This is a genomic window from Arthrobacter sp. SAFR-044 (genome assembly GCF_051965175.1).
GTDB lineage: Bacteria > Actinomycetota > Actinomycetes > Actinomycetales > Micrococcaceae > Arthrobacter.
Window position 1 is genome coordinate 153,420 of the sequence record NZ_JBQCMK010000001.1, and the last position, 7,041, is coordinate 160,460.

At 65.7% G+C, this 7,041-nt stretch carries 5 protein-coding genes; 3 read left to right on the forward strand and 2 right to left on the reverse strand.

Annotated elements, in window-relative coordinates; genetic code table 11:
- Positions 1-22: 22 nt before the first annotated feature.
- Positions 23-1,243: an MFS transporter gene (locus tag ACTHQS_RS00660; RefSeq protein WP_440165161.1), complete on the reverse strand. Its 1,221-nt coding sequence runs from the start codon at positions 1,241-1,243 to the stop codon at positions 23-25.
- A 218-nt stretch (positions 1,244-1,461) separates the two neighbouring features.
- Here ACTHQS_RS00660 and ACTHQS_RS00665 point away from each other — a divergent pair, with 218 nt between their 5' ends.
- The 3 genes from ACTHQS_RS00665 (at position 1,462) to ACTHQS_RS00675 (ending at position 5,185) form a co-directional block, all read left to right on the forward strand.
- On the forward strand, positions 1,462-2,727 hold the full coding sequence (locus ACTHQS_RS00665) for a S8 family serine peptidase (RefSeq protein WP_440165163.1): 1,266 nt from the start codon (positions 1,462-1,464) through the stop codon (positions 2,725-2,727).
- A gap of 269 nt (positions 2,728-2,996) precedes the next feature.
- Positions 2,997-3,842, forward strand: a complete 846-nt coding sequence (locus tag ACTHQS_RS00670) for a metallophosphoesterase family protein (protein ID WP_440165165.1) — start codon at positions 2,997-2,999, stop codon at positions 3,840-3,842.
- 83 nt (positions 3,843-3,925) lie between these two features.
- Complete coding sequence (locus ACTHQS_RS00675; RefSeq protein WP_440165166.1) at positions 3,926-5,185, forward strand: S8 family serine peptidase; 1,260 nt, start codon at positions 3,926-3,928, stop codon at positions 5,183-5,185.
- Positions 5,186-5,187: 2 nt separating this feature from the next.
- Here the strand turns inward: ACTHQS_RS00675 and ACTHQS_RS00680 are convergent, their stop codons facing one another.
- Entirely contained in the window at positions 5,188-6,777 is a 1,590-nt protein-coding gene (locus ACTHQS_RS00680) for an alkaline phosphatase D family protein (RefSeq protein ID WP_440165168.1), read from the reverse strand.
- Positions 6,778-7,041 lie beyond the last annotated feature (264 nt).

The window sequence follows — 7,041 nt, forward strand, 5'->3', positions numbered from 1 at the left end:
TCCAAAGGCCCTGCAACTGGCCTTAGTTGCTCCGTTCCTGCGCGGGCTGCCCGGCGGCAATGGTGTGCGGCACGGTCACGAGCGCCACGACGGCCAGGGCTCCGGCGGCGGCGAACGCGTAGAAGCCCCACGGGTAGGCGATGCCCGCGGCAACCAGCCCGCCGGTCACTGCAGGTCCGGCGATTGCCCCCACGCGGCCCACGCCGGCGGCGAAACCGAGGGCGGTGGCGCGCAAGTGGGCCGGGAACAGCTGGCTGACCCAGGCGTAGACGAGCACCTGGGAGCTGAAGACAAACACTCCCGTGACGAAGACCAGGGCGTTGAGCAGGATGGCGTTTTCGACCTTGACGCTGAGCAGGGCAAGGCATACGGCGGACAGGCCGAACCAGAGCAGAACGATCCGCTTGGTTCCGTGCCGGTCGGCCAGGATGCCGGCAATGATGAGGCCGGCAACGGCGCCAAGGTTCAGCACCAGGAGCAGGGATATGCCTGCGCTGACGGGATATCCCGCAGAAGCCATGAGCTGCGGGAGCCACGTGTTCAGGCCGTAGACCAGCAGGAGCCCCATGAACGACGCGGCAGCGATAGCCGCGGCCACCAGGGGGTACGGCTTCTTCGCCAGGTCACGGACACCGCCCTGCTCCTGCTTCCTGGCGTTCCGTTCCGCCGGCAGGGTCTCCGGGAGCTTGAACCAGAGGAGGGGTACCAGTGCCAGCCCAGCGATGCCTCCCACCACGAACATGGTGCGCCAGTCGGGGATGACCATCAGCGCCAGGAAAGCCGTGGCCACCGCTCCCGCGTGGTAGCCCGTCATGGTCCGGGTGGTCGACTTGCCGGCCGATCCTGCCGGAGCGTAATCGTTCATATAGGCCAAGGCGACCGGAAGGCAGGCGCCCAGCCCCAGGCCGGCCAACAGCCGGAATGTGCTGAACACCGCCACGTTGGGGGCCCACACCACCGCGATAGTGAAGATGGAGAACCACAGAACGCAGGCAACCAGCAGCTTGCGGTGCCCGAAACGGTCCGACAACGGGGCAATGAAAAGCGCCCCGAGACCCACACCGACAAGGGAGATTGTGGCAGCGAGGGTTGCCCCGACCGCGTCGAAGCCAAGCTCGCCGGTCTTGATGAGCGTGGGAATCACGGTGCCAAGCACCACCAGGTCAAAGCCGTCCAGGACCATGGCCAGCCAGCAAAGCAAGACCGGCCACCGTGACGTACGGGTGGGAGGGGGAGTTGTCATTTAATCCTCATTGATCAGAGAAGCCAGGGATGCATGCCTGCTGCGGGCCCCGTCACCGGGGGGAGTGATCTACGGCATGCTTTCTGATTGCAGGCTACCGCCCGGTTCATCAAACGTACAAATGTTCGACCTGCGAACAACGGCGGGAGGTCACGATGAAGACAAGTTCCTCCGGTCTGGGCCTATCCAGCTGTGGCTGGTGTGACGCAAGATAAACCATGAAGAAGACACTCATAGCCGCTCTAGCCAGTTTGGTGATGGTTTTCACCGGCCTCACGGTCGCCGCTCCGGGCAACGCCGCCGCGCCGTCCTCGCCGGTGCCGGGACGGATCCTGGTCAAGTTCCAGGACCACAGCGCTGCTGCCGCGGTCCTCGGCCAGCACGGGCTCAGCGACGGTCCTGCGATTGGCAGCACCGGCGCCCACCTCATCAAAGTTCCTGAAGGAAAGGAACTGCAGCTCGTCGCTGCGCTGGGCCGGAACCCCGCGGTTGAGTATGCCGAACCGGACGAACTGGTGACTGCCGCCACTGCCGACCCGTACTTCGACCGTCAGTACGCACTGCAGAACGTGGGGCAATCCTTCACGAACACGGAGGGAACGGTCACGGTCGCGGGAGGCACCAAGGACGCCGATGTGGACGCCGTCGAAGCATGGAATGTCACCAAGGGAACCGATGTCAGGGTCGCCATCGTCGATTCCGGTGTTGCCATCAACCACCAGGACATCTCATCCAAGGTGGTAGACCGGGCAAACTTCAGTGACACGCAAATCCTCGCTCCCGAGGATTATGACCAGTACGGCCATGGCACCCACGTGGCAGGCATAGTGGCGGCCACAATGGACAATTCCCTGGGCGTGGCGGGTGTGTGCCCGGGCTGCTCCATCCTGGATGCCAAGGTCCTCAACAGCAGCGGATCGGGCTCCTCCTCGGGCATTGCCAAGGGTATCGACTGGGCTGTCGGCAAGGGTGCCAAGGTCATCAACATGAGCCTGGGACAGCGGGTGTCATCACGGACCCTCGAGGCTGCGGTCAACAACGCCTGGAACCAGGGAGTGGTGATCGTAGCCGCGGCCGGCAACGCCGGTACCCAGGCCCAGGTCTACCCCGGCGCGTATCCCAACGTCATCGCCGTAGCGGCAACCGATAACAACGATGCGAAGGCGTCTTTTTCAACGTATGGCAAGTGGGTGGACGTCGCCGCGCCGGGGGTCAGGGTCTACTCGACCCTTCCGAACTACACGTCCGTCCTGGCTATGCAGAACAAGCTTTCGCCGGGCTACGACATCCTCAGCGGCACTTCGATGGCCTCACCCATTGTCGCTGCCACTGCCGCCCTGGTATGGAGTACCCCCGCGGGCACTTCAAACGCATCGGTCCGCAAGAAGGTGGAATCATCGGCTGATCCTGTTTTCGGCACGGGTTCGTACTGGGCCCATGGCCGGGTGAACGCCTGCAGGGCAGTCGGCGCCCCGGGGTGCTGAGCGGGCCGGCCCTTGACAGCCAGTCCTGCCTCTTAGGAGTATCAAGGTGCCGGCGCGGCGCGTCGTCTCCTGCAAACCGATCTCCGGTTCTGCTTCTCGAAGGGGGATATGGGATGCAGTCAGAACACCCTCGTCCCGGGCCCTTCCGGCGGGTGGCAGCAACTTTTGCCCTCCTGCTGGTCCTCGTTGCCACTGGCTGCACAGAATCTCCGAAGCCCCCTGACAAACGGTCAGCGGCCCCGGACGTGCACATTGCCGCAGTGGGCGACATGAACCCTGAGGAGAATACCGACCCGGAGAGCCCGTCCGGCCGGAACGGCGCAGCCATCACCCGGCTGGTGGAGAACAACGAGATCGACGCGTTCCTGGGCCTCGGAGACTTCCAGTACAGCACTGCGCACTGCGACGACTACGTGCACTATTGGACGCCGCTGTGGGGTGGCACCAAGCCCAAGCTGTACTGGGTGTCCGCCCCCAATCACGACTGGGAACCCGGCCGCAACGAAGACCTGGCCAAGTACATGAACGGCCAATGCGAGGGAGATGCGCAGAAGGCCGCGATCAACCAGGAACGCGGGTTCGTCCCGAACGGTGAACCATACTCGAAGGACTTCGGGAACTGGCACTTCGCGTTCCTGTCTTCCGCGCTGTGGAGGTATGACACCACGGATGCCAAGGCTGCGACGGACTGGCTGGACAAGGATCTCTCCGCCGCCCAGGCGGCGGGTAAGAACCTGGCAGTGGTCTACCACGAGCCGTACTTCACCTCGGACACGGAGGAACACGGTCGCGCCGGGGACCAGAAGCCGTGGATCGACGTGATGTGGAAGCATCGGGTCCGGCTGACCCTGTCCGCCTCCCAGCACAACTACGAGCGGTCGTGCCCCGTGAACAACTCGGACAAGTGCGTAGATGACGGGATGACGGCCTTCCAGGTATCCACCGGAGGCATCGATACGCGCCCGTTCACCAGCAAACCGAAGTACATTGCCAAGCGGTTCAGCGATACCCGCGGCTTCCTCCGGCTGACGCTGCACGACGACGGCTCCTTCGACTGGAACTTCGTGGCAACCACCGGCTCGGGCCAGGATTCCGGGAGCCGTTCCGCGCCGTGATCCAGCCCGGGAAATGCGCAGGACATCATGTTTGGGACTTTTACCCCTATGCGGACAGTCGGCGCGCGGCAAAAATAGCCCGCATGAGTAAATTCCTCGCTGCCGGCCTCACGGCGGCAGCCATGCTGCTTGGCTCTGCCTCGGTTGCCCTTCCCGCCAATGCTTCGGCAGGGACGCCGGGCGGCCCAGGGCACATCATGGTCAAGTTCCGCGACGACGGTGCTGCCGCCAACGTACTCCAACGGCACGGCATTGTCGGCGGGCCCGCCGTCGGCAGCACGGGTGCCAGGCTGATCAGCGTGGCCGCGGGCGGGGAGCAGCAACTCATCGACGCACTGGGCCGGGATCCCGCCGTCGAATACGCCGAACCGGACCAGCCCGTGGGTGCCGCCACCTCGGATCAGTATTTCCCCCGCCAGTACGCCCTGCAGAATGACGGACAGTCGTTCACCAACACCAAGGGCGACATCACCGTCCCTGCCGGGACGCTGGACGCAGACGTGGACGCCGTCGAGGCATGGAACACCACCACCGGCAAAGGCATCAAAGTCGCGGTGCTGGATTCCGGGGTCGCCAGCGACAACCCCGACATCGCACCCAAGGTGGCGGCCCGCGCCAACTTCAGCAGCTCGGCCACCAAGGCCGGCGACCCCGTCGCGGAGGACTACTACGGCCACGGCACCCATGTGGCCGGCAACGTTGCCGCCACCGTGAACAACACCATCGGAGTGGCCGGCGTCTGCCCCGGCTGCACCATCCTGGCCGGCAAGGTCCTCAATGACAGTGGAGTTGGTTCCAGCTCCAGCCTGGCAAGCGGCATCGACTGGGCCGTCAGCAACGGAGCCAAGGTGATCAACATGAGCCTGGGCGTGCGGGCATCGCGCACGCTGGAAACCGCCGTCAACAACGCGTGGAACAAGGGCGTGGTGCTGGTTGCCGCCGCGGGCAACGGCGGCAACCAGACCAAGATCTATCCGGGCGCCTACCCGCACGTGATCGCCGTCGGCGCCACCGATAACAACGACGCCAAGGCCTCATTTTCCACCTACGGCGCCAGCTGGGTGGACCTTGCGGCGCCCGGCGTGAACGTCTACTCCACCTTCCCCAACCACCCATTCGTCCTGGCCAGCCAGAACAACCGCTCCCAGGGCTATGACGTGGGCAACGGCAGCTCGATGTCCTCGGCCATCGTGGCAGGAGCGGCGGCGCTCGCCTGGAGCTCGCATCCCGGCGCGACGAACACGTCAATCCGCGAGGATGTGGAATCCACGGCGGACGAGGTTCCCGGCACCGGCACCGACTGGGCCTACGGCCGGGTCAACGCCGCCAGCGCCGTCAAGTAAGGTCAGGCCTGCGGCTGGAGCCCCGGGACGCCGTCGCGGATCTCGAAGGAGGCCTTGGTGGACACCGGGGCGCCCGGCGTCGTCACGTGGTCCAGCACCCGGAAGTCGGCGGTCATCGCGTCCCTGGTGATGCGGGTGTTCACGTAGCCGCGGTTGTCGTTGTAGAACTTCAGGTGCGGGTTCCAGGCCATGGTGGCATCCGTGGTGGAGCCGGTGCCGTTGCCGGTGGAGGTGATGGAGGTGCACACCAGCTCGGAGCCGACCACGGGGGAGGCGGGGTCCTTGTAATCCACCTTCACGTCGTTGGCCCAGTGCCGGTGCACGTCTCCAGTGAGCACGACGGCGTTGCGCACCTTCGCGTCGATCCAGCCTTGCGTGATGCGCCGGCGGGAGGCCGCGTACCCGTCCCAGCCGTCCATGGAGACGTCATCGACGTCCAGGGCCTGGGCCCGGTCCCGCTCGGCGAAGAAGACCTGCTGGCCCAGGATGTCCCACCGCTGGGTGGAGCTGCGGAAGCCGTCCAGCAGCCAGTTCTCCTGCTCGGCGCCGGTGATGGTCCGGTCCTCCGCCAGGCGTTCGGCCACGTTCTTCTTCCAGCCGTCGCCGGCCAGTTGGTCGTCCCGGTACTGCCGGGTATCCATCATGTGGAAGTTGGCCAACTGTCCCCACTGGATCTTCCGGTAGATCTTCATGTCCGGGCCTGCCGGCAGCGACGACGGACGCAGCGGCACTTTCTCGTAGTACGCCTGGAACGCGGCCGCGCGGCGCTGCCGGAAGTGCTCCACGCTGTCGTTCAGCTGGCCGGCATCACTGTTCTCCGGGACGTCGTCCGCCCAGTTGTTGTCCACCTCGTGGTCATCCCACACCACGGCCCAGGGTGCGATGGCGTGCGCAGCCTGCAGGTCGGCGTCGGCCTTGTACTGGGCGTGCCGCTGCCGGTAGCTCTCCAGCGTAACGGTCTCCGGGCCCTCGTGGTCTCGCGGGTTGCCGCCGCCGATCACGTAGCTGTCCTTCTTGTATTCATAGAGGTAGTCGCCCAGGTGCAGCACCAGGTCCGGGTGGTCCTCGGCCAGGCGCCGGTATGCGGTGAAGTAGCCATGCTCGTACTGGGCGCAGCTGGCGAACGCCATGGCCAGCGCCGCCGGTGTTTCGTGCAGCGCCGGACTGGTGAGCGTGCGGCCCACCGGGCTGACATGCCTGCCGGCGCGGAACCGGTAGAAGTACTCCCGGCCGGCCTTGAGTCCGCGCAGCTCCACGTGCACTGAATGCGCGGCCTCAGGACGGGCCTGCTCCACGCCGCGCGCCACCACATTGCGCATGCCCTCGTCCTCGGCCACCTCCCACTGCACCGCAACGTTGCGGGAGGGCATGCCGCCCAGTCCGTCCTCCGCCACGGGGTTAAGCGCCAGACGGGTCCAGAGTACGAAGCCGTCCGGCCAGGGCTCGCCGGACGCGATGCCGAGCATGAAGGGATCGGCGCGGAGGCCGGCGTCGTCTGCGGTGGATACGGCGACGGCGGCACTCGGCAGGGCGGCGACCAGGCCGACCCCGAGGCCGGCGGAGATGATGGTTCTGCGGGAAATGTTGTCCATGGCCCCGACACTATTTCCGGCGGTTGGCCAGGTTTTGTTGCGGGTATGAATGGCTGGTTAACGGCGTGACAAGGATGTGAAATCGCTGCTTCAGGCCGCCCTGCTGGGGAGGGGCGACGCACCTGCGCGGCGATTCCGTCTGGTGAGGGAGGGGAACGTCCCTAGCTGATGGCGGTCATGACGTTCCAGCCGTCGCCGACCTTGATGCGCCACCCAAACAGTCCGTTGCCTTGGCCGGGGTAGGTCCAGAGGGTGCCGTTGGTG

Excerpts from the sequence above, each read along its gene's own strand:
- ACTHQS_RS00660 (WP_440165161.1), bottom strand. The coding sequence starts at position 1,243 with ATGACAACTCCCCCTCCCACCCGTACGTCACGGTGGCCGGTCTTGCTT.
- ACTHQS_RS00665 (WP_440165163.1), top strand. The coding sequence starts at position 1,462 with ATGAAGAAGACACTCATAGCCGCTCTAGCCAGTTTGGTGATGGTTTTC.
- ACTHQS_RS00680 (WP_440165168.1), bottom strand. The coding sequence starts at position 6,777 with ATGGACAACATTTCCCGCAGAACCATCATCTCCGCCGGCCTCGGGGTC.
- ACTHQS_RS00670 (WP_440165165.1), top strand. The coding sequence starts at position 2,997 with ATGAACCCTGAGGAGAATACCGACCCGGAGAGCCCGTCCGGCCGGAAC.
- ACTHQS_RS00675 (WP_440165166.1), top strand. The coding sequence starts at position 3,926 with ATGAGTAAATTCCTCGCTGCCGGCCTCACGGCGGCAGCCATGCTGCTT.